The sequence below is a fragment of the Photobacterium ganghwense genome (assembly GCF_003025595.1).
GTDB lineage: Bacteria > Pseudomonadota > Gammaproteobacteria > Enterobacterales > Vibrionaceae > Photobacterium > Photobacterium ganghwense.
In genome coordinates this window covers 211,035-231,992 of the sequence record NZ_PYMI01000004.1, presented here as the reverse complement: position 1 = coordinate 231,992, position 20,958 = coordinate 211,035, and the positions used below count along the sequence as shown (strand labels likewise).

Here is a 20,958-nt window from a genome sequence, read left to right as displayed (position 1 = left end):
TTTGCCTTAATCGGTTATGTAGCCATTGCGGATTGCAGTCTGCAGCGATTCGTCAGTACGCTCGAGTGGGAGCAGCAGGATAAAAGCGCGGTAACGTTTGCGTGGAGTTTCCTGAAAAAGTTGCCTGACCCCAAACATGCCGGTCACATCACCAGAGACACCGGTCGCCGGGAGCGACTGCCACTGTTTTTGCCAAATTGCGCTGGAGTTCCACAGTCCTGCGACTTCGATCCGTCCCAGAGCGGTTTCGGCGGTCTCTCTATAGTACGAGATGATGTCTTCTCCAAACTGGGCGATTTTCCAACCTTCACCGCTGATTGTGCCAATTTCCCGTCCCGAATCGTCGAGCCAACGATCTGTGTGCGAATTGACATCACCGACACTCGGCTGGTCGTCTTTCTCTGCCTGGTATTTGATTTCGCTCAGCTCAAGCAGATTCAGCATCACGAAGTGGTCATGACCAATAATCTTTGTTACGACATCGCGAGCCTGCTGCTCACTTCCGGTGGCAGACAGCTCTTCTCTGGCGAGGTTAGCCAGCTTGACCAGCGAGGACATCATTTCATTGTTAGCAATTTTCATATGAAGCATCTCCGTGCGTGTGTTGTTCTTTTTCCAGAATGTTTTTGCCGCGCTCCCGGTCCGCATCGCTCCCTGCATCGGCGAATACAGTGACGACATTGGCATTTTGATCAAGGTGCTCGGCAGCCCGTTGTGCTGCGACCCAGTTGGCTGCAGCGGAACCGCCAATCTCAATGCCTGTATTTTCGAAAAACTGGTACATGGCTTTCAGCGACGTTTCATGGGAGACGTGCTGGAAAGTGACTGGTGCAGGAATCAAAGACACGAACGGTTGCTCGAAGCCGTAACCCAGGCCGCCAGCACCGGCGAATCGTGGGTCGCCATTGGGGGGATCCATCGTGCCGAAAGGCATCTCGCTCGGCGTACAGCCTATGACCTTGAGATTGGGATTTTGCTCGGAAAGCGCTTTGTAGACGCCTGCGATTGTGCCTCCCGTTCCTACGGCTGCAACCCAGACATCCGCCGTCTTGCCTTTCAGCTGCCGGCAGATCTCGGCACCGGTATGATGCTGGTGAACGGCGGTATTGACTAAGTTCAGGTGCTGGGACAACAGCGTCCAGTCTGGGTTCTCCCGGGCAATCTGCTGGCTTTTCGCAATGATCCCTAGCAGAAAGTATCTCCGGTCAACTTTGGTAATCGTGGCATGGCTCTCGGCCAAAGATCGAAGCAGGGCTTCGGGGGCAGTATCCGGAATGACGACATGAACCGGCACATCACAAAGATGTCCCAGATGGGCAAGTGCTCTGGCCATGTTGCCCCCTGACGAATCGATTAATTTCAGGGGGCCTTTTTCGAAGTCGTGACGGTTTACTGCGTCACAAAACAGGCCGAAGGCCACCCGATCTTTGATTGAGCCGGACGGGTTGCCTGACTCCAGCTTGGCAAATATACGGGCTCCATGTTTCGGACTAGGGACTTCAATCAGTGGGGTGTTGCCCAAGGCTTCGCTGTAGCTGAGCAATTGGGGAAACATCTGAATCGCTTTGTCTGGGGATGGCGCATGTGTTTGCGCGTTAAACAGTGAAAAGTCCATGTAAAAACTCCTATGGCGAATGAATGTCAAAAGTTGCATGAATGTGGTTTGAGCGATAAGGCTGGATACGGCTGCAATATGGCGTCGATCACCGAATTCAATCCATCGGACAGGTAAAAATGCCCGCCCGGGAAAAGCATTGGTTCAGCGCTTTGCGGCAGGAAACCGGACCACGCGTTGAGTTTATGTCTGTCCACGAGGGGATCATTTTGGCCGCCAAAGACCCTTGTCGGGGGCAGATTGCCGACTGGCAGGGCAGACAGTTGCTGCAGCAGTCTGAGATCGCTGAGGATCTGCTCGCCCAGATACTGGTGAGCGGTCTCATCCAGCGTGCTGATCCCATCGACCTCACCTAGAGACAAGGCTTGCTCCTTGAGAGATTCGATCTCTTGCTCCGATTTCAGCATCTGAGACAGTGTTGGCGGGGGACATTGCGAGGAGACAATGAGCTGCCCGATTTGAAATCTGGATCCGGCCAGTGCTTTGGCAAGATGCAGAGCAAGGATCGCCCCCATGCTATGGCCAAACAGGGTAACAGGCGCGATACCCAGCAGGCGGTTCAGGCTTCGCTCACAATGTCGGATTGCTGTTTCCGGAGCGCGCCATTTCTCTTGGTCTGCGTCCTGCAGCGAGTGCGGATACTGCATGATGATCAAATCCACCTCGGGTGGCAGCGCACTGCGCCATGCCCGGTAAAAGCTGAGATCGCCGCCGGCATGGGGAAAGATCACCAGCTGGTGGCTGACGGGGGCGGACGAAGCCAGGCTGAGTCGGACAGCAGCCGGGGTATAGGTTTCAATGAGCTTCATGGTTACCCCGTAATCATTTCAGTGACGGGGGCGCCGGAGAGCTGACGTACGCTGGCACTCAGCGACACCCGATCCACTTTTCCGATCCCTTTGCGGGGAATCGCATGAGTAATGACGAGCTTTTCTGGGAGTTTGAACTGTGCGGCACCTTTCTTTTCAAGATACTGGCGGCATTCCGGCAATTGCAGTTGCTGGTGGTCGTTGAGAACGACAAATAAGCACGAGACCTCGCCAAACTGGCGATCCGGCATTCCGACACAGGCGGCATCATGCACACTGGGATGGGATTTAATCAGCTCCTCAATTTCTTCCGGACTGAATTTTTCGCCCCCGCGGTTGATAGCGTCTCTCACCCGACCGTCGATGTAGACGTTGCCAGCCGCGTCCAGATGCGCAAGATCCCCGGTTCGGTAGAACCCTTCGGGTGTGAATGACCGGGAGGTCGCCACGGGATCATTGAAATAGGTTGTGATGGTGTAGGGGCCACGGGTAATGATCTCCCCAGACTCCCCGACGGGAACCGGTTCTCCTTCCGGGTCGACAATCCGTATCTCGTCGTCTGGCAATAATGGCCTTCCCTGGGAATGGTGCCGTATCTCCGCATCGTCCGTGTAATGCGTAAAGCACAGCAGTCCCTCGCTCATGCCATAGCACTGCTGGATTAGGATATTGAGCCTCGATTCAGCCTGCGCGGCAAGTTCAGGAGAAATCCGTGATCCGCCAACCTGGATGTATCGCAGCGAGTCCAAAGAGGCATAGTGATCACCGATTTTATCCATCCACTGATCCAACAGCGCCGGAACCAGCGTGGTATGGGTGACCTGATGCGCTGAAATCAGTGCCAGCGCTGTTCGTGCAGAGGTGTCCGGTGCCAGGACAACGGTACCCCCACAGGAAAGTGTTCCGAGTATGCCCGGACAGTTGATCACAAAGCCATGAGAGACTGGTAGAACCGCGAGATATACTGATTCCGCGCTCAATCCAAAGACTTCACTGGCGGCTGCGATCATATTGCTGTAGCCACTGTTCAGCCGGGCAATGGGCTTGGGTAAGCCAGTGGTTCCGCTCGACAGCAGCATCATCGCGGGATCGTCATTGCCCATCTCAGCCAGATACGGCGCAGCAGGGGCGTCTGCGGATGGTGCACAGAAATCTGAGAGTTGCTGCCATTCCTGCCAGGTTGGTGCAGGGATCCCGTCAATTAGCTTTAACTTGATCCCTGTGTGGTTCTCATTGAGATAGCGCTCAATGAACTGAGCAGAACTGAAACGACGGTTTCCCCGCGTTACAGCGACCACGGCGGGACGTGTTTTGTTCAGAAGATGCTCAAGCTCACGCTCTCGGTAGGCGTGCAGAACCGGCACCGGGATGGCGCCGAGCATCGTGGATGCAAGCATCAGTACAATGGCTTCGGCAGCATTGGGCAACTGATACGCAACTCGATCTCCTTTCTGAATCTGCGCGGCCTGAAGCCGGGCGACCGTACTGAAAACACGATTGTTTAATTGACGATAGGTGATGACTTCACCCTGAGACACCAAAGCAGGGGTATCAGCGTGATGACGCAGTGATGCTGCGATTTGTCGGTTCAGGCAAAAAGAAGTGTCAGCCATGATTCACCTCTGACCGGCCGAGGGCGGAATGGGCGTTTTCTTCAGGGGCAGTGATCATGGTTTCCAGTTCCTGAAGGGAATAGTCGTGTGTATCCCACAAATTGAATCCTGTGCATCCCAGCTGTTCGAGTTGTACCTGAAGATGCAGAGTTTCTGCCGAACTCAATCCCAAATCGGTCCTAAGTTGCCAATCACTCTCAGCCGAATGCAATAGATCTGGCGGAAGCCCAATCTTGACCAGCAAATTTATGACTCGTGTTCCTGTCATCTGTACCTCATTATGCGTCTCGTTTAATAATAATGATTATTATTATCAAATGAACCGTCGGTCAGTCAATTTATAATTATTTGTTTTAAATAAAAAAATAAGTTGCAATGAAAATGATATTGAATATCATTACACGCCGACCATCGGTCGGTCAATGTGGGTGCATATGACTGGGTATCAGAAAACGGAGATGAATTGCTCCGGATCAGGTGAGTGCGCACCCTTAGCTGAGTGCTTTTGGTCGAGGCCATTTTGAACAGTACATCGGAGAGATATGAAACCACGTCATCGCGAACTGCCAGTGGCAGTTAAACCGGGAGATCCCCCTAAGCCATTTCCTCGTTCGTTAGGCAAAGGACTACCGTGTTTCGTTGTCTTGTCGGCGGGCATTTCGTGCTTTGGAGTCCATGCCCAGACAGAAGCGGGCATGAAATATCATCCTGAGGGCAGCGCAACAATGCTGACCGCCGCGGTTTTTCAACTCAATCAGGAATACGTGAAATCCGCCGACACCCAGCATCTGGGCTTCTGGACACAAACCGGGGAGACTTGCTCCAGAGGTGCCGGTATGCGTTATTCGGGCTCATCTGGGGGCAACCCGCATAACATATTTAAAGAGCCATCAGTTGCTCTCGATGATCTGGCGGTGAGCTATGACCTATATGGCCTGACAGGTACCGAAGTAACTGTTCCGATGAATGTGAGCAACCTTGCCGACAAGCAATACACAGCTAACTGCAGGTCAGATATGTACTTTTTTATTGGATGAGGGCGCTATGCGACAGTAGCCCAGACTTACAGGTGTTGAAATGAAACAGATCTCGCCGGATATTCCATCTCCAGAATTCAGGAATCACGCTGTCAGTCCCTCGCAGCTTGAAGTGTTAACAGAGGGGAGCACTGTGTCGGCTGGAGCTAAACCTGCTTATTTGTCGCTTGTCAGGCGTCGCTTGTGGCTGCTTACAGCCATGGCGACTGTGGTTCTGCTTCTGGCAATGATTGATTTAAGCACGGGACCGTCCAGCTACAGCCTCACGGATATTGCTCGTCTGCTTTGGGATTCAGAGTCACCGATTGCTCTGGAGGTGATTGTCTACGACATCCGGCTGCCTGCAGTTTTGGCTGCACTTGTCATTGGTGCAGGGTTGTCCGTTGCCGGTACTCAAATGCAAACGGTGCTTCACAACCCTTTGGCCAGCCCATTTACTTTGGGGGTTTCAGCCGCAGCCAGTTTCGGGGCCGCATTAGGATTGGTGTTTGGTGCAACAACGCTTCCCGTATCTCTGGGCAATTGGGTCGTGCCTGCGAGTGCTTTTTTCATGTCGACGATGGCTGTTCTGCTGATTGAGCGACTGACCCGGTGGCGGGGTATGAATAATGAACTGATCATCTTACTGGGTACGACTCTGGTTTTCACCTTCACGGCGCTGTTGCAGGGGCTTCAGTATGCCGTCCCAGATAGAGCGCTGGAAGCCGTTGTTTTCTGGACTATGGGAAATCTGTCAAGGGTCAGCAGCACTCAGCTTGTTCTGATCGCGGCCATTTTATTCTTGGTGATGGTGTGCTTCATGCGCAGCGCCTGGCAACTGACAGCTATGCGTCTGGGGGAAGAGCGAGCCAGTGCGATGGGGATTCCGGTCGCACGCTTACGATTGCAGACCATTCTGCTGAGCAGCGTGCTGGCATCGCTCTGTGTCTCTTTTGTTGGGACGATCGGGTTTGTGGGACTGGTCGCCCCGCACATGGCCCGGATTATCGTTGGTGAGGATCAGCGATTTTTGATTCCGGCATCGGCGTTATGTGGTGCTGCACTGTTATCTGCGGCTTCCATTGCCGGGAAAATCGCGGTGCCTGGTCAGGTTCTGCCAATTGGTATTGTGACTTCTCTGGTCGGCGTACCGATGTTTCTTGTTCTGATTCTGCGCCGGAGGAGGGTGTGATGATAACGTTAACCATTGAAGGGGTCAGTGTCAGGTTTGGCCGTAAGACTGTGCTGCATGATGTCACTATGGGTCCGCTGCATTCGGGAAAGCTGAGTGTGCTTTTGGGCGCCAATGCGGCAGGGAAGTCTACACTGCTGCGGCGGATCGCCGGTCAGCTTCAAGGTCAGGGACAGGTAAGGGTGGATGGCCAGCCAGTTTGTGATTGGCCTGAACAGCATCCGAGCCGACCAGCATTAGTGCCGCAGGATATTTTTACCGGCACAGGCCTGAGTGTTATGGAGGCGATCTTGTTGTCGGCCAAGCAGGGCAGTGGCTGGCGAGTTCGGGAGCATGAGCTTAACGCAGTGACTCGTTTGGTCGAGCAATTACAACTAACTGCCCTCGCGGGCAGCGAGCTGCACACACTCAGCGGCGGGCAGCGTCAGCTTGTTTCAGTTGCTCAGGCACTGGTCCGGAACCCCAAAGTATTGCTATTGGATGAACCGACCAGTGCGCTTGATTTGCAGCGTCAGTTTGAACTGCTGACGCTGCTTCGCCAACTGGCTCATCAGCATGGGTTATGTGTTCTGATGACTTGTCATGACATCAATCATGTGCTCAGATTCGCGGATCATGTGGATGTGTTGCACTGCGGGCAGATAGTGGCATCCGGCGAACCACGCACTGTGATTACGCCAGCATTGCTCCGTCAGATTTATGGTATTGAGGCCAGTATCGAACAAAGTGCGCAGGGATACCCCTATGTGGTCGTACTCGGAACCCGCGTTTGTGCAACAAGCGCGGAATGAGAGACAAGGTTCCCGACGGCTTGTCAGGCTTGATGCTCCGAGACCCCGACCATCCGCAGGCAATTCGCAAGGACCACGCGGATAAAATGCTCACGATCTGTTTCTGGGTAAGCAATGATATCGTCGGTCGCACCGTGTACACCGGCATAAATCAGGAGCGAGGTAATGCGTGGCTCAGCAATCTGCCACACACCTACGCGGGTACCGTTTTCGAGAATAACCTGCAGTTGTTCGAGAATCGCATTCTTTTCCAGGTTTGTGCGGTTATGGTGGTGATGATTGGTATAAACAATATCATGCAGGCGGTACGTGTCTGCGTAAGCCTCAATACTTTCTTGAATCCAAGCGCAAAGCCGGCCCTGCCAGTCATCTGCTTTGCAGGTGTCGATTTTATCCTCAAGCCGCTTCAAAAACTGGGCGGTATAGCGCTCCCCCATGGCTGCAAGCAACTCATTCTTAGAAGCGAAATAATGGTAAAAAGTACCTTTGGCTACCTGTGCCAGTTCGACAATCTCGTTGATGGTCGTCGAGTCGACCCCTTTGGCAAGGAACAGTTGTTCGGCGGCTGACATCAACTCGTTCAGGCGAACTTCTGCGGGCTTGACACATCTGGCTTTCGGAGGAGTAAACTCCGGACGGTTCTTTTTATATCTCATCGTAATCAGTGTTTTCCATTTCAATCTGTGTCGCTTGTTCCCGCAATGAGCAGGAGCAAGATCGCTTGTGCATTCGTGGAGTGTGTACTTAGACGTAACCGCGAATACCAAACAACGGATTCAAAGTGATACGACCAAAGTCACCTTAGATCCACGTATCGAAAAATTTTCGTAAGCATATCAAAAACTACCGGCCAAATCCTGAAATTATAATTCCTTCCATCAACGTCACGAAGTTTATCACATATTGACCGACGGTCGGTCGTTGTATATTATTGAGAATAGTTATTATTCAATTGGTGGGTGATCATGCAACGATACCGAACTCATGCTCTTGTCATCGCGGCCTATCTCGGGACCTTTCTGTCGACACTGGACATCAGTATTGTCAACGTCGCGTTGCCGACGCTTCAGGAGGCCCTTCATGCAGATATGGCAGGGCTTCAGTGGATTATTAACATTTACGCCATCGCGCTCTCTGCAGTGATGTTGTCCGCAGGCCCACTGGGCGATAAATATGGTCACAAGCGGGTGTGGCTGGGCAGCGTTGCCCTGTTTGTAATTGGCTCCGTGATTTGTGCCTTCGCCTCCGATCTGAACACTCTGCTGTGGGGGCGAGGGGTTCAAGGGGTTGCCGGTGCGCTGTTGATCCCCGGAGCCATGCCTATCCTGACCCACGCATTTCCCGATCCCCGTCAGCGTGCACGTGCAATCGGTGGGTGGTCGGCTTGTAGTGCCTTGTCATTGGTTTCAGGCCCTTTGATCGGCGGCTTGTTGATTGAGCATATTGGCTGGTCAAGTATCTTTCTGGTCAATGTCCCAATTGGTATCATTGCTGCCTTGCTTGGGGCCTGGGGAATTGTCGAGCGCAAACACCCTGAACATGCAGCGTTTGATCCGGTTGGCCAGATATTGAGCATGATTTGGCTTGGAATGCTCAGTTATGCGCTGATTGAAGTTGGCGAGCATGGGGCTTCCACGGAGAAAGTCCTGCTTCCGCTTTCATGTGCCGCAGTGGCTTTTGTGGCCTTTGTCTGGATTGAATTGACAGTCAAGAGGCCACTATTCCCTATTCTTCTTTTTCGCAATATTTCTCTGGCCGTGGCAAATCTGGCTTCTTTTGCGTTGGGATTTTCGGCCTATGCAAGCCTTTTCTTTCTGTCACTGTATCTGCAACAAGCGCAAGGCGACACACCACTTACTGCTGGGTGGCACCTGATGCCTCAATTTATGGTAATGGGGGGGGCATCGTTGCTGTTCGGCCGTATGGCACAAAATATTTCGCTAAAAAAACTAATGGTTGGTGGATACGCCTTGATTGGGGTATCCCTATGCTCAATGTCACTGTTTACCGCCAATACGCCTTACCTTATTGTCGGTAGTATCCTGGCGATTCTTGGGCTTGGGATGGGGCTCTCCGTTCCAGCGACCGGGATGATGGTCATGAGCTATGCGCCCGCTGAGCGTGCCGGGATCGCATCGGCAACCATGAACGCGCTGCGGCAGATAGGCATGACACTGGGTATTGCGGTACTGGGCAGTATCATGAGCATCTATGCGATCCAGCAGATGGCTGAGGTAGTCAGTTCCAACAATATGCAAAATGCTGTGGAGATTGCCCAGCGCGCAATAGTCAGCAATGAACTTCCTCCTGGTCAAGAAAGGTTGCTCTCGGCTTATCGTGCCTCGATGGCGGCCGGGTTTGGAATGGTCATGTTCTGTGCGGGCTTGCTCAGTGTGCTGACTGCGGTGCTGCTGGTCGTTTTCACGGATGACAGCCATACCTCGCATGTTCATTCACATGCTGGCAGTACAGCCAGCAACCATAGGAAGGCACATAAACATACCTACAACAAGTCTGCCTGAAATCATTGGTTTGCATAGTGTCTAGGGCAAGAAGTACTTTCCTCTATGCGGCCTGTGGTTTAGTGGTTTAATGAATCCGGGCACCATATTAGGTGGTAAGTCGCTACCAAAGAAAGAGGTGCTCCATGACAAGACAGCGTCGTTCATTTTCCGCCGAATTCAATCTTGAAGCCGCTTGTTTGGTTTTTGACAAAGGTTACTAAATGCCAGCAGCGAGCCGTTCATTAAATGTTGGATAAAGGGTTCTTAGGCGTTGGTTACACATCTTGAACAAGGGCTTGTCGAATGGGGGCTGCGGTGTGTTCGGTGTTGCAATGTCTACTTATTATGATCATCGCCAGCGCCGCCATGTGGTAGATGCAAAACGCTTGAATCTTCGTAGTGAGGTGAACAGACTGTTTACGTTAAGACGAAGCTCTGCGTGCATTTCCTAAAACAGCTAGAGGAGAAAATCGACCGCTGCCAACCGGATGACTGGCTTGGCAAGTTGTGTGCCTGGATTTAGGGAAATATTGAAGCCTATACAGAGAGTTACCGCCTCATGACATGGTTTCTCCGGAGATGGATCGCCAAATCTCTCTCTGTGTGATGATTGCAGACTGCTTACGTATTGTTGGAGTAACGGATTGGAAAGCTTGATGGTTGGTACTATCGCTCAAGAGTATTAACCAGAAGCTGGAGTATGGAAATACCCTCCCTGGTAGCTACCTACCATCATATTTTTCTAGAGATCAAAACTTTTGCCGCCTATTTACTAAAAGGAGCGATTCTAGCGAGGAGTTAATGCCAGTCGTATTTTGTGTGTCGGTATAACTAATGAACAATTGAACAATTCGCCTGAGCAATTCGCCTGAGCAATTCGCCCGTAAAGGGGTAGAGAAAGTCTTTATCATCGACCGTGTGGGTTTGTCAGAACGTTATTTATACAAGAAACAAAAAGTTGTAAATAACCGGCCAATTAACTAACAGTTCTGCATCAATATGGTTAAATGCAATTAATTATCATTCGAATTGACTGACGGTCAGTCTTTAATTAAAATCTCCGCAACTCGTTCAATCTTTAACCTTTGAGGCCAAGATGTTTTACTTTCATGCGTTACGTTTCCAGACATCTACGAATTCAGTATTTTCTCGCTTTTCTGACCCATTAGCTTCAATTACCGCATCGCTGCTGCTTGTTAGCGGTGCTTCAGTTTATGCTGAGGAGACGTCAAAAGGGGGAGTTCAGGAGACAGGAAAAGCCAGATTGAATGACACTTATACTGTGACCGTAACTGCTGGCAAAATGTCGGATGAGGGAAATGGCCCGGTTCGAGGCTATGTTGCAGAGCAATCAAGGGTCGGGACAAAAACTAACACCTCAATTCTGGAAACCCCGCAATCGGTTTCTGTAATTACTCGTGAGCAAATGGATACTCAGCAGCCAGTTAGCAGTAGCTCTGCACTGCGTTATACAGCGGGTGCGACAAGTGAGAAATATGGAGGATATGGTGGCTACCTCGATATTACTAGGATCCGTGGTGTTGACGCAGATTATTATCTGGATGGATTAAGAATTATCAGCAACCCAGGGAGTTGGCTGCCACAAATTGATCCCTATTCGCTCGAGCGGATTGAAGTACTGCGCGGCCCTGCTTCAGCCATTTATGGCCAAGGGACGGGGGGCGGTATCGTAAATCAGATCAGCCGCAAGCCGCAAGATGTTGCCCTGCACGAATTGAATCTTCAGTACGGCAGCTTCAATCGCAAGCAAATAGGTTTTGATAGCACAGGGCCGATTAATGATGATGGTACTTTTCTCTATCGTTTTACGGCAAGTGGCTTAGATACTGAAGGCCAAGTTGAAGATACCCGTCATAAACGGCTTTATGTGGTGCCTTCACTCACCTGGCAGCCAAATTTACAAACATCGTGGACGGTTATCGCGATGTACTCTCAGGAGCCCGAGCTTCCTAACTATAACAGTCTCCCGGCCGCGGTATTGGGGTTGGATGGCAGCCTGTATCCGCAGATAAACCGGCGAAGAAACTTTACGGATATGAATTTTGAAAACTCTTCACGCCAGCAGAGTTTTCTGAGTTCATTATTTGAGTATGATTTTGAAAACAGTTGGCGATTGGTTAGCAATGCACGATATATGTATGTCAAATCCGACATACAGCGTGGTGTTGTTTATGGATACCAGGAAGTAAACGGCTCCCCACAATTAAAGGGTTATTATGAACTGACACCCGCCAAGGTGAATACATTCTCCATGGATAACCACTTGATCGGCAATGTCGAATGGGGCGATATGACCCATACCATCCTGATGGGCGTTGATTACGCAAAAGGAACCCTGAAAAATGAGCTGTATAGTGTCGGCCCTATTTTGTTGGATCCTTATGGTTCTCAGTACCGCCCGAACATTGTTCCGGATTTCACCGCAAGTCGTCTGGCACCCTGGAAAGTAAAGCAAGAATTCACTCGTGTCGGTGCGTATCTTCAGGATCAAATGGCTTACGATCGCTGGCGATTGGTACTCAGCGCAAGGCATGACTGGTCGCAAATAGATGATGAGACTCACAGTTATTCACCGACGTCCCGAGTGAGCAAGCAGGACGATACAAAGTGGAGTGGCAGAGCGGGATTGAGTTATCAATTCGATATAGGCTTAGCGCCATATATTAGCTATGCAACGTCCTTTGATCCTTTGTTGGGAACGGACTATCAGGGAGAACCCTTTGTGCCGGTTGAGTCTGAGCAAACTGAAGTCGGCATCAAATTCCACCCTGCGAACTCTAGTACGCTTTTAACAGCAGCAGTATTTCAGCTTGAACAGACAAACGTGAAGACAAGTGACGCGGACCACCTGGGATTTAATACACAGGCCGGGAAGGTACGAACGCGAGGGCTTGATTTACAGGCGACAACAGAAATAGTAAGTAATCTCAACTTGATTGCAAACTATACATATTTAGACAATGAGCTCGTCAAAGATACCTCCTACCAAGGGAAAAGCCTGACACAAACACCAAAGCACAGCGCTTCGATTTGGATGGACTATTTGATTAACTATGATGCCTTTTCCGGCTTGAAGCTTGGTGGAGGCGTGCGCTACCTCGGTAAGTCGTTTGGAGACCCGAGCAATGATTTCGAAGTGCCTTCCGCCACTGTGATCGATTTGGCTGCCACGTACCAGCTTGATTCTCTTTCTTCGGAACTGAGTGGGGCGACACTCGCATTCAATGTGAGTAACCTGACGGACAAACAGTATGTCGCTAGCTGTACATCGCGACTTTATTGCTTTGTTGGGCAAGAACGGTCGATGATCGCAACATTGAGCTACCGTTGGTGAATTCTGTGACCAATTGTCTATATTCTCGCCGCGATGTACTGGGCCAGTTGCTGATGGGATGCACGGTTGTCGCGATGTCTCGTTTGTACGCAGGGATTTCTGCTTCGATGGTTATCACCAATATTGCCGCGCGCAGGATACATCTCGACCGACCTATCAAGTGTCTTCTGTTGGGCGATGGGGCTTTAGCTTATGTACTGTCTTCTCTCAATGGTGGCCAGAGGCAACTGGTTTCGAAGGCCCAAGCGTTAATTTTGACCCCTCAGGCCCAGTTACTCGATCAGCCTACAAGTTCCCTCAATTTACAGCATCAGCTCGTAGTGCTTGGGTTGCTGTGTCAGTTATCGCGAGTTCGACCAATGTGCGTCGTCATGGCAGTGCACAACATAAATCATGCCTTGCGATTTACAGATAATGTGGTCGTTCTTCGTGACGGTGAAGTGGAAGTTTCTGATTCGCCGGTTGATGTATTGACGCCGAGTCTATTGGAAAAAATATATGGTGGTCAGGCTCGAGTGGAACGGTGTTTACAGGGATATCTATATCTTTTAGTGGATTATTCAGTCAGAAACAGTTCGATATTACCTACAATAACGAAGGAGACGGTATGAGCATATCTCGTGGTCAGTTAACCCTCTTGGCAATGCCCAGTATCCACGCGGGTGCTTGGCGTTACCCCGGAGCTCGGCCTGATTTTCATGCCAATTTTGAGCAGATGAAATGGTTTGCCCAGACTCTGGAGCAAGGGTGTTTTGATGGGCTGTTTTTGCCAGATACCTTGGCGATAAGAGCAGCACCGCTCGAAGCTCTGATAAAAGGGCATAGCGTATCTACCCTAGACCCGTTGACCTTGCTTCCTGCACTAGCAGCCGTGACGCAGCATATCGGCCTTATCGCTACGGCGAGCACCACCTACAATGAACCCTATACGCTTGCTCGTCGTCTGGCTTCGCTTGATGTCATCAGCAACGGCAGGGCAGGCTGGAATCTCGTGACTTCAAGTAATCCAAACGAAGCGGCAAATTTTGGTGCTGAACAGCATATGGAGCACAGTGCAAGATACTTAAGAGCCAGAGAATTCAGTTCCGTTATGGACGGACTGTGGGAGAGTTGGGAAGAAGATGCATTCTGCAGGGATGTACAAACTGGTTGCTATTTCGATCCTGAAAAAATGCATATCCTCGATCACAAAGGCCCACACTTTTCTGTGCGAGGCCCCTTGAATGTTGAGCGACCTATTCAGTCTCGCCCTGTCATTGTCCAGGCCGGCGCGTCGGAGGCTGGGCGACAAATTGCGGCTGAAACTGCAGAAGTTATCTTCACTTATCAGACTGATCTCGACGGGGCTCAGCGCTTTTATACTGACATGCAGTCCCGAGCACAGGCTGCCGGGCGGCCACATAAACTGAAAATAATTCCAGCAGTTTTCGTTGTGCTGGGCGATAGCTTGGAGCAGGCGCAGGAAAAAAGACGCCAATTAGATCAACTGGTCGATGACGCGAGTAGTTTGGCAACCTTGTCAATTGCACTGGGACATGATGTCTCGCAATATGATGAAACAGCTCCTCTTCCTGATATTCCTGAAAGTAATGCGAGCAAAAGTGGCCGTGATCGAGTCATCGAACTGGCAAAAAAAGAGGAACTGAGCATTATTGCATTGGCAAGGCGCATTTGTGGATATCAGGGTCTGGAAATGGTTGGAACGGCAACGATGGTCGTTGAGCAAATGCAGCATTGGTTCGAAAACGGAGCTGCGGACGGGTTCAATATCATGTTCTCTCATTTACCCGGAGGCGTATCTGAGTTCGTAGAGCAAGTGGTTCCTGAATTACAAAGGCGGGGGTTGTTAAGATTGCAGTATGAGGGTAACACGTTTCGAGAAAACCTCGGTTTAGCAACGCCTCCTCACGGTTACTCACGCTGTTAAAATGTCGTACTGTTTTGGGGCAGGTCAGTTATGTGTAAGCATTTTGACATTGATATATCGATGAATATTCTTGCTCCGAGATTTTGTAGGTTTTCGGGCTGGGATTCAAAGGCGGATTCTAGAACGTGAGAACCACTTTATGGTACTGCCATAAAAAACGCCTCTTAATACCGTTCGTTGTAAACCTACAAAAGCGTGGTACAGAAAGAGGCGTTTTCAAGTTATCGTTGTGACAATTATCAAGTTATGGTGGTAAATATCACTTTATGGTTGTTTCAACAATAAATTCGCAGGTGTAGACAGTTGGTGTTTTGAGGTAGTAAAAAGGCCGCTAAAAAGCGGCCTCAAATAGTGTTGATGCAACCATAAAGTGATAATCACACTCTAAATATAATCAATTGGTTAAAAGAAAAACAACCATGTGCTGATATCGAGTAATACAACCATAAGTTGAAATTATTGTGATTTATTGTTTGTACTGAGGTGCCTTATAAAGGAAACTTTCTTTCAAAAACACTTCAAAGACCAATAATAAGTGAGGCGGGTTAGTGCATATTTTCCTTGCAATAATGGCTCAATATTAGACAGAAGTGTGTTTCGGAAAACAGAATATTAGCATTCCATGAATTAAACCAGATATGGCAAAGTCGCTTAACTCGATATCTCAAACTAGTTATGTAGCACACTCACTATTAGGCGTTATATTCCATTAACTTAGGCACGCATTTTAAAATTGCATCTAAAGGTTGGATATTTTGATGCGCTCGACACAACACAACGGCTCCTTCGATACTCGCAATGATTCCCAACGCAAGTGTTTGCGCATTAGATACCGAGTGACCTTGAGAAATTAGGTGATCAGCGATAAGCGATTGCCAGTTATTAAATACTTGTGGTAGCGCGTTTTTGACCTTTTCTCCTTCCGGCTCCTGCGGAGCTTCAATGGCCGCATCCACAATTGGGCAACCAGCACGAAAATCCGATTTTCTTAGGCGCTCACGCCACTGCGACAGGAACAAGCTAATTCCATTTTTATTATCCACATCAAGACAGGCTTGTAATTGTGCGGCCGCTTTTCCTCCCGCCCAAAAAATGGCCTTGGTCACAATTTGCTGCTTTCCTCCAGGGAAATTGTGGTACGTAGAACCAAGCGGTGCATTAGCAATGTATCAAAGCCTGTAAGGTCATGGGCGTATCAAGAGACACGTTATATCGTTATCAAGAGTTGGTTAAAACTGGTGGTATCGATGCCCTTATTAATCATAGTCTTATAACACCAAATATGAAGAATCGTGTCGATAATGAAACTGAACAAGTGGTTCTAAAGTACGTCATTGATTTTCCAGCTCATGGACAAGCCCGAACAAGCAATGAACTACGCACACTGGAGGTGTTTATTTCTCCAAGTGGCGTTCGCTCAATCTGGCTTCGTAATGATCTAGAAAACTTCAAGAAACGCCTTATAGCACTTGAGAAAAAGGTTTCTGAGAACGGTATCATCTTAACGGACGACCAAGTTGCAGCCCTTCAATTAATTAAATTCTTCTAGCGAAACAGAAACGGTTCGTCCTGCAATTAACGTGAAGTCCTTTGGAATCGTATCTATTTTGATCCGAACTGGAATGCGCTGAGCGAGGCGTATCCAACTGAATGTCGGATTCACATTTGCCAGTAATGTTCCTGAAGCTGTTGTTCTTTCACTGTCGTTAATTCCCGCAGATAACCCTTCAACATGCCCATATATCGTTTTGGTTTCGCCCATCACAAAGATGGTGGCGAGTGCACCATTCTGTATACGGCTTAGTTTTGTCTCTTCAAAATATCCGGAGACATAAAAACTATTTTGATCAACAAGTGCCATGACTGGTACGCCAGCAGAGGCGAATGTACCTGGTCTGAGAGAGAAGTTCGTTATCACACCATTAACCGGCGAGTAGATGTCGGCTCTGCTCAGGTTAATTTCAGCCAGTTCTAGGTCTGCTAAAGATTTATCCACGCTGGCCTGAGCCAAAATTAGTGCATCGCGTTTATCGTCACGTTGCTGCGCCGAGACTGCGTTATTTAATCGCTGATAGCGTTTGTATTCCCGATCAGCTGCGTGAAGTGTGGCGTTGGCTTGTTTCACCATTGCTTTGGCTTGCGTAACTTCATTGTTCAGGCGCTTTTTATCCAAACTAAACAGCAGTGTGCCTTTGTTAACGACCTGATTATCGTGAACGTAGACGGCTTCTACATTTCCTGAAATATCGGTGGCAAGCGGAACGATATCGGCACGAATCTTTCCATCTCGAGTTTGCGGCGCATAGTGATAGTAACTGTATAAATTCCAAACAACGACGCCTGCTAGCAGCACTGAACCTGTTGTTATTAGAACTTTAAAGCTCGATACAACTTTGTTTTTAATCATGATAGTGAATGACCTGTTGGTGTTGTGATGATCGCAAATACGTGAAAGACCAAGCCGGTAAGAGAAATTAATAGGGCTGAGTCAAAAATGGGTCTTTGCGCGATGAGTCGATAGAAACCTGTCCTTAAAAGTAAATAGGAGAGTAAGATTCTGAGGCAATAAGCGAGCACTATACATAACAGCAATGGTGAAACGTAAATCCCCAAAATATCGAGTTCGTTAAGCATAAGATGGTTTCCAGTGTGGTGCTGTTGGATAGAGGGCGATTCGCAATCCGGTTAATAGATGTAAAACGTCAGTTTGGTTTTCATGGTTCGCACGCTGAATGTTGAGATCGATTTGTCTGAGCAATTCGTCCGTCAATTGAGATTGACTGTCACGGTGCTGGCTGAGGTTTTGCAGCAGTGGTTGCAATGTTGAGGGCATTGAGTGTTCGCTGCTCATCAACTGTCTCAATTTGGCCGTTATGATGTTGGCTCTGAGTTGAGTCAGAAGGATGAGGCTGTCTTTGCCGAGTGTTGCGTCTAGTCTCGATAACTGTAAAGCCATTCTGTCCAAGGAACGAATCACATAGTTTTCGATCGCTACGTCATCAAATCTGTGAGTCAGTGCCTGTTGATCTTTTTGCTCGCGCTTCAATAGTTGGTGTAGTGCATGTTGTGCTCCCCAGCGGCGGCATAATGCGACGGCAACGAAAGCTACAAAGATGCCTGTTAACGTTGCTACAGAGCTTTCCAAAAAGAAGCCAATGTCGAAAGGTGAATAATGATTTTGGAAGTTGATGTTACTCAGACTCAATGCCAGAACCAACACCGCCAGGGGGCTTCTTGATGCCCAAATTCCCATTGGCAACATAAAAGCAGCCATGATCACCAGAAAGCTGGTTTGGTTATTTGCCATTGGTAGCAACAGGTATCCCAAAATAAACGCGGTAAAGGTGGAGATAAATGCAAAGCGTCCAAACTGAGTTATAGCGATACCGGGTTCATCGCTGGCGCCAAAAAAGCTAATCGCCACCACACCCAGCAAGACTAAGTTGGGGCCCTGAGTCCATCCTGTCAGATACCAGACGGCACTGAGCAACGAATACGTCAGTAATATCCCGACGAACATGCGTGACATCAAGCCCGTGTCTGGCGGGAGCGGAAATGCTTTGGCTTTCATCGCCGCGTAGCGCATGAAACCGTGAATGGGTTTGTCTTCCATAAGACGTTGAAACGCAGTCACATATTCCCAGTCCTGAATGTGCTGGTTGAGCAATAACTGAATTCGATTGAGCACCAGTTTTTCCCATGGGGAGGATTGATGATAAACCTCGCTAGGTATCTTAATCGGTTGAACTTCCAATGCACCGCTATGGGTTTTCAGGCTTTCCAAACTTGGTAACAGGCGTTCACGTGTTTCAGAAGATAAATTGTGTATTGCATGACCCAGTGCAGAAATCGTCGGAATCATCTTCATGATTTGACTTTGCAGTGCGATGACGGCTTGGCGTGTCTGTCGATTAACAGCGTGGTCACGCTTGATGGTTGAAACCAGCAGAGACAATGATGAAACGTCGTTGAGAACTGCCAGCCTGTCTGCGTCTGTCGAATGATCGGTAATGCCAGCGAGGCAATCATCACGCCATGTTTTAAGGTCACGAACCCAGTTATCCACTCGAGATTGAATCATGGGTTGCGTGGTTCCCGGAAAAAACAGCGTATCGACGAAGGTGACCGATAATATACCAATGCAAATTTCGACAACTCTCGTCACAACCATCGTAAACATATGTTCAGGCTGACCGATGTACGCAACCAGCACTAACATAATGGTGACACCAGCCAATTGCAGGCTGTAAGCTCTTGGTGTTCGGTCGGCAAAAGACAAAGCAAGGATTGTAGAGGCAACCAAACCTGTTACGATCACCAAAATGAAAGGTTCACTCGCTAGCCAGGCTGAGAGTAGCAGTGAGATGAGGCCAGCAAATAATGTTCCTGCAAACCGGTATGTGGCTCGGGCTCGGACAGCGCCGGACAAAGGGTTACTTAACACACAGCACGTCACCATCGCCCAGTAAGGGTTCGTCAATCCAATCTCTACCGCGACGAAATAGGCGAGCATGGCCGATACATAAATTTTGGCAGCGAATAGCCATTGTTGACGCGTGATGTTCATTTCTTTGACTTAGATTGCAGCACAAACTCGTTGGCCCGCTTTTCAAACAACCGTAATACTTGAGTTGCTTGTTCAATCGCTGCCAAATCAACGTCATTCATCAGTTCAAGACGCAACGCGTCGGCAGCCCGCTCTATGCTTACCGCGATTTCGGTTCCCTTGGGCAAGATATGCAGAGTTTTGATTCGTCGATCGGCAGTGTCTTCGCGGCGCTCTAGCAATTGTTCATTGCTAGCTTGATCCAATAGGCGAACTAAAGCGCCAGGATTGATGCCAATTTCCTCAGCTAATAATTTCTGATTTAAACCTTGTGGATTTCGATACACAAGAACAACAGCGCTTGCCAGAGACATCGAGATGCCGTAGTCCGCGATGACTTCAGATACCGCTCGTTTCCAGGCGCGTCTTACTGGTTGAAGACTATTCGTGAGTTCGTGAAGAAGTGCGATTTTTTCTTGCATAGTCATGCCTCATATCAAGCTTTCTGTATGCCGTTCGTGGTGGCGTGGAGCGGATGATAGGAAATTATCGTTGCTTTAGCAATTATTTTGAAGGCAATCTAATTCTGTATGGACAGGCAGGGTTGAGGATAAAAAAATAGCCCCAGTATTTTGGGGCTACATTTTTATGGCGTGAAAAGTTCCCGCTTTTCTATCAGAAAGTCCATGAGAACTCTGATTTTTTTCGGCATCTGTTCGCGTGAAGGAACATAGAGGTAAAAGCCTGGGAAAGGTTTGCACCATGGGGTAAGAACTCGCGTCAGTCTTCCATCTTTTATGGGCTCTTGTACCCATAAATCAATGTGCTTAACTAATCCTACCCCCTGAATTGCGGCTTGGAGCATACTGTTGTCATCATTGAACACCGCATTGCCTTTAGGTTCAAAGACAACGGTATGACTGTCAGAGCCTGGCGCCGTCAACGCCCAATGATCGAGTGTGCTACTGGAAGTAAATCGATAGGCGAGGCAGTTGTGCATCTCCAGATCTTTGGGGCTTTGCGGAATCCCATTTTTTTTCAGGTACTGTGGGGAGCCCACGATTGCCGTCGTCAAAGGGGGAGTGATGGGAACGGCGACCATATGTTCATCCAAACTTACCCCCAAGCGAATACCCGCGTCCAACCCATCTGCCACGATATTTGTGAATCCGTCGTCCATCATTAACTCCAACCGTATCTTTGGATAACGTGACAAAAACTCACCAATATGTGGCTCGATAAGAAGTCTGGCGGCAGTCCTGGATGAACTGATACGTATCAGTCCAGACGGTTCAATGTGGGAATCATTTAACTCGTTAACGACTTGCTCAATGCTTGTCAGAGAAGGATGCATAATATCCAGTAGACGTTGCCCCTCGTCTGTCAGTGACATATTACGAGTGGTGCGATTCAACAATCGCACCTGGAGTTGCTGTTCCAGCGCTTTTAGATGCTGCGACAATGCAGCACGCGTTACCCCCATTTCTGAGGCGGCTTTCGTAAAGCTTCGGTGGCGAGCAATGTGAGCAAACCACGTCAGTGAAGAGATAAGAGAAGGTTCAATAGGCATTTGTTTAGTTTAACTTAACA

The 20,958-nt window shown here is 49.1% G+C and carries 18 protein-coding genes and 1 pseudogene; 7 read left to right on the top strand and 12 right to left on the bottom strand.

Going from position 1 to position 20,958, the window contains the following annotated elements; translation table 11 throughout:
* Positions 1-6: 6 nt before the first annotated feature.
* From C9I92_RS15465 to C9I92_RS15445, 5 genes are read right to left on the bottom strand one after another with little or no spacing between them, the layout of a single operon-like run.
* Entirely contained in the window at positions 7-582 is a 576-nt protein-coding gene (locus tag C9I92_RS15465; protein WP_047885918.1) for an allene oxide cyclase barrel-like domain-containing protein, read from the bottom strand.
* Entirely contained in the window at positions 569-1,615 is a 1,047-nt protein-coding gene (locus C9I92_RS15460; RefSeq protein WP_047885917.1) for a pyridoxal-phosphate dependent enzyme, read from the bottom strand. The genes C9I92_RS15465 and C9I92_RS15460 overlap by 14 nt, the downstream gene beginning before the upstream one ends.
* Before the next feature lie 26 nt (positions 1,616-1,641).
* Positions 1,642-2,424 carry a thioesterase II family protein gene (locus C9I92_RS15455; protein WP_047885916.1) on the bottom strand — a complete coding sequence of 261 codons (783 nt, stop codon included), beginning with the start codon at positions 2,422-2,424 and terminating at the stop codon, positions 1,642-1,644.
* 2 nt (positions 2,425-2,426) lie between these two features.
* Positions 2,427-4,037: an AMP-binding protein gene (locus tag C9I92_RS15450; RefSeq protein ID WP_047885915.1), complete on the bottom strand. Its 1,611-nt coding sequence runs from the start codon at positions 4,035-4,037 to the stop codon at positions 2,427-2,429.
* A complete protein-coding gene (locus C9I92_RS15445) occupies positions 4,030-4,305 on the bottom strand; it encodes a hypothetical protein (protein WP_047885914.1) in 276 nt (91 codons plus the stop codon). The genes C9I92_RS15450 and C9I92_RS15445 overlap by 8 nt, the downstream gene beginning before the upstream one ends.
* Positions 4,306-4,579: 274 nt before the next feature.
* On the opposite strand from C9I92_RS15445, the gene C9I92_RS15440 reads away from it, so the two are divergent.
* From C9I92_RS15440 to C9I92_RS15430, 3 genes are all read left to right on the top strand, one after another.
* Complete coding sequence (locus C9I92_RS15440) at positions 4,580-5,074, top strand: TonB-dependent receptor (RefSeq protein ID WP_107193879.1); 495 nt, start codon at positions 4,580-4,582, stop codon at positions 5,072-5,074.
* 181 nt (positions 5,075-5,255) lie between these two features.
* Positions 5,256-6,245 (top strand): FecCD family ABC transporter permease, encoded by a 990-nt coding sequence (locus tag C9I92_RS15435; protein WP_211320522.1) that lies wholly within the window; start codon positions 5,256-5,258, stop codon positions 6,243-6,245.
* The gene (locus tag C9I92_RS15430) at positions 6,245-7,036 is read left to right on the top strand and encodes an ABC transporter ATP-binding protein (RefSeq protein ID WP_047885912.1); all 792 of its coding nucleotides are present in this window, start codon (positions 6,245-6,247) and stop codon (positions 7,034-7,036) included. The genes C9I92_RS15435 and C9I92_RS15430 overlap by 1 nt, the downstream gene beginning before the upstream one ends.
* Before the next feature lie 23 nt (positions 7,037-7,059).
* On the opposite strand, the gene C9I92_RS15425 is transcribed toward C9I92_RS15430, so the two are convergent.
* Entirely contained in the window at positions 7,060-7,692 is a 633-nt protein-coding gene (locus tag C9I92_RS15425; protein ID WP_047885911.1) for a TetR/AcrR family transcriptional regulator, read from the bottom strand.
* A gap of 309 nt (positions 7,693-8,001) precedes the next feature.
* Here C9I92_RS15425 and C9I92_RS15420 point away from each other — a divergent pair, with 309 nt between their 5' ends.
* The 3 genes from C9I92_RS15420 to C9I92_RS15405 all read left to right on the top strand — a co-directional run bounded on the left by C9I92_RS15420 (position 8,002) and on the right by C9I92_RS15405 (position 14,822).
* Complete coding sequence (locus C9I92_RS15420) at positions 8,002-9,558, top strand: MFS transporter (protein ID WP_084712600.1); 1,557 nt, start codon at positions 8,002-8,004, stop codon at positions 9,556-9,558.
* A gap of 1,078 nt (positions 9,559-10,636) precedes the next feature.
* The gene (locus C9I92_RS15415) at positions 10,637-12,895 is read left to right on the top strand and encodes a TonB-dependent siderophore receptor (RefSeq protein ID WP_211263838.1); all 2,259 of its coding nucleotides are present in this window, start codon (positions 10,637-10,639) and stop codon (positions 12,893-12,895) included.
* Between the two features lie 607 nt (positions 12,896-13,502).
* The gene (locus tag C9I92_RS15405; RefSeq protein ID WP_107193878.1) at positions 13,503-14,822 is read left to right on the top strand and encodes an LLM class flavin-dependent oxidoreductase; all 1,320 of its coding nucleotides are present in this window, start codon (positions 13,503-13,505) and stop codon (positions 14,820-14,822) included.
* Between the two features lie 692 nt (positions 14,823-15,514).
* Here C9I92_RS15405 and C9I92_RS15400 read toward each other — a convergent pair.
* Positions 15,515-15,928, bottom strand: coding sequence for an LmrA/YxaF family transcription factor (locus C9I92_RS15400; protein ID WP_248827388.1), 414 nt, complete (start codon positions 15,926-15,928; stop codon positions 15,515-15,517).
* A gap of 65 nt (positions 15,929-15,993) precedes the next feature.
* Between C9I92_RS15400 and C9I92_RS15395 the strand changes: the two are divergent.
* Positions 15,994-16,353: pseudogene (locus C9I92_RS15395) on the top strand (helix-turn-helix domain-containing protein); the annotation flags it as partial.
* On the opposite strand, the gene C9I92_RS15390 reads toward C9I92_RS15395, so the two are convergent.
* The 5 genes from C9I92_RS15390 to C9I92_RS15370 form a co-directional block, all read right to left on the bottom strand.
* Positions 16,354-17,229: an efflux RND transporter periplasmic adaptor subunit gene (locus C9I92_RS15390; protein WP_047885909.1), complete on the bottom strand. Its 876-nt coding sequence runs from the start codon at positions 17,227-17,229 to the stop codon at positions 16,354-16,356. It lies immediately after the preceding pseudogene.
* Positions 17,226-17,456 carry a DUF1656 domain-containing protein gene (locus C9I92_RS25895; protein ID WP_084712599.1) on the bottom strand — a complete coding sequence of 77 codons (231 nt, stop codon included), beginning with the start codon at positions 17,454-17,456 and terminating at the stop codon, positions 17,226-17,228. Before C9I92_RS25895 ends, C9I92_RS15390 begins: the two co-directional genes overlap by 4 nt.
* A complete protein-coding gene (locus tag C9I92_RS15380) occupies positions 17,449-19,389 on the bottom strand; it encodes an FUSC family protein (protein WP_047885908.1) in 1,941 nt (646 codons plus the stop codon). Before C9I92_RS15380 ends, C9I92_RS25895 begins: the two co-directional genes overlap by 8 nt.
* Positions 19,386-19,850: a MarR family winged helix-turn-helix transcriptional regulator gene (locus C9I92_RS15375; protein ID WP_047885907.1), complete on the bottom strand. Its 465-nt coding sequence runs from the start codon at positions 19,848-19,850 to the stop codon at positions 19,386-19,388. The genes C9I92_RS15380 and C9I92_RS15375 overlap by 4 nt, the downstream gene beginning before the upstream one ends.
* 164 nt (positions 19,851-20,014) lie before the next feature.
* On the bottom strand, positions 20,015-20,938 hold the full coding sequence (locus C9I92_RS15370; protein WP_047885906.1) for a LysR family transcriptional regulator: 924 nt from the start codon (positions 20,936-20,938) through the stop codon (positions 20,015-20,017).
* Between the last annotated feature and the right edge of the window lie 20 nt (positions 20,939-20,958).

What these genes read in the sequence shown, in the direction of transcription:
- C9I92_RS15370 (WP_047885906.1), bottom strand. Translation starts at nt 20,938, where the DNA reads ATGCCTATTGAACCTTCTCTTATCTCTTCACTGACGTGGTTTGCTCAC.
- C9I92_RS15420 (WP_084712600.1), top strand. Translation starts at nt 8,002, where the DNA reads ATGCAACGATACCGAACTCATGCTCTTGTCATCGCGGCCTATCTCGGG.
- C9I92_RS25895 (WP_084712599.1), bottom strand. Translation starts at nt 17,456, where the DNA reads ATGCTTAACGAACTCGATATTTTGGGGATTTACGTTTCACCATTGCTG.
- C9I92_RS15415 (WP_211263838.1), top strand. Translation starts at nt 10,637, where the DNA reads ATGTTTTACTTTCATGCGTTACGTTTCCAGACATCTACGAATTCAGTA.
- C9I92_RS15405 (WP_107193878.1), top strand. Translation starts at nt 13,503, where the DNA reads ATGAGCATATCTCGTGGTCAGTTAACCCTCTTGGCAATGCCCAGTATC.
- C9I92_RS15460 (WP_047885917.1), bottom strand. Translation starts at nt 1,615, where the DNA reads ATGGACTTTTCACTGTTTAACGCGCAAACACATGCGCCATCCCCAGAC.
- C9I92_RS15450 (WP_047885915.1), bottom strand. Translation starts at nt 4,037, where the DNA reads ATGGCTGACACTTCTTTTTGCCTGAACCGACAAATCGCAGCATCACTG.
- C9I92_RS15455 (WP_047885916.1), bottom strand. Translation starts at nt 2,424, where the DNA reads ATGAAGCTCATTGAAACCTATACCCCGGCTGCTGTCCGACTCAGCCTG.
- C9I92_RS15380 (WP_047885908.1), bottom strand. Translation starts at nt 19,389, where the DNA reads ATGAACATCACGCGTCAACAATGGCTATTCGCTGCCAAAATTTATGTA.
- C9I92_RS15425 (WP_047885911.1), bottom strand. Translation starts at nt 7,692, where the DNA reads ATGAGATATAAAAAGAACCGTCCGGAGTTTACTCCTCCGAAAGCCAGA.
- C9I92_RS15375 (WP_047885907.1), bottom strand. Translation starts at nt 19,850, where the DNA reads ATGCAAGAAAAAATCGCACTTCTTCACGAACTCACGAATAGTCTTCAA.
- C9I92_RS15390 (WP_047885909.1), bottom strand. Translation starts at nt 17,229, where the DNA reads ATGATTAAAAACAAAGTTGTATCGAGCTTTAAAGTTCTAATAACAACA.
- C9I92_RS15465 (WP_047885918.1), bottom strand. Translation starts at nt 582, where the DNA reads ATGAAAATTGCTAACAATGAAATGATGTCCTCGCTGGTCAAGCTGGCT.
- C9I92_RS15440 (WP_107193879.1), top strand. Translation starts at nt 4,580, where the DNA reads ATGAAACCACGTCATCGCGAACTGCCAGTGGCAGTTAAACCGGGAGAT.
- C9I92_RS15445 (WP_047885914.1), bottom strand. Translation starts at nt 4,305, where the DNA reads ATGACAGGAACACGAGTCATAAATTTGCTGGTCAAGATTGGGCTTCCG.
- C9I92_RS15430 (WP_047885912.1), top strand. Translation starts at nt 6,245, where the DNA reads ATGATAACGTTAACCATTGAAGGGGTCAGTGTCAGGTTTGGCCGTAAG.